Consider the following 775-nt stretch of genomic DNA (forward strand, 5'->3'; position numbering starts at 1 on the left):
TATACTCATCGCGTCCGCAGGCTGTCATTGCGAGCGCGGCAACGCCGGGCGAAGCAATCTCCCGTCAGCGCCTGGCACGAGATAGCCGGTGACACCCTCGCCTCTGGAGCAAGTTTCCGGACTCATCACAGTAACAGGGGAAGGGCTAAGGATGGCGCAGAGGCAATCGCCGACCTGATCCCGGGGGTCCGCCTCCTCGTTCGGGCAACGGGATAAGCAGCGAAGCGCAGTCGGCCCAGATGAGCTTTCACATCTTGCGCGCGGACCGATTATCAATCTGATCCGCCCACGGGCCACCGTAGAATAAAGGCCATTGCATAAAGAAAGGGCGGCGCCTTGCGACGCCGCCCTTTTTTGTCTTCCAACCCCGTCGGGGATGGAAACCAGACTTACATGCCCGAGTTCGGACCGTAAGTGATTTCCACGCGACGGTTCTGGTCGTTGCGGACGCCATCGGCGGTTGCAACAGCCGGACGGCTTTCGCCGAAGGCTTCCGAGCTGATCGAACCGGCACCGATGCCGCGAGCAGTCAGATAGCTGCGAACCGCGTCGTTACGACGCTTCGACAGACCAATGTTGTAGCTGGCCGAACCCGCACGGTCGGTGTGACCTGCAAGCATGACCTGCGTGCCCGAGCAACCGCGGTTGTAAGCGCTGATCGCATTGTCGAGCGTCGAGGCCGCTTCCGGCGTGATGTTCGACTTGTCGAAGTCGAAATACACGATGTACGGACCAGGCGCGCACTCAACAACCGGCGCCGGCGGAGGCGGCGGGG

The 775-nt window shown here is 61.8% G+C and carries 1 protein-coding gene; it reads right to left on the reverse strand.

Annotation, left to right across the window (positions count from 1 at the left end; translation table 11 throughout):
- Positions 1-389: 389 nt before the first annotated feature.
- Positions 390-775: OmpA family protein (locus tag JV18_RS0112730; protein WP_033075357.1), on the reverse strand; the 386-nt coding region annotated here is incomplete at its 5' end.

Origin of the sequence: Sphingopyxis sp. MWB1, from assembly GCF_000763945.1 — a bacterium.
GTDB lineage: Bacteria > Pseudomonadota > Alphaproteobacteria > Sphingomonadales > Sphingomonadaceae > Sphingopyxis.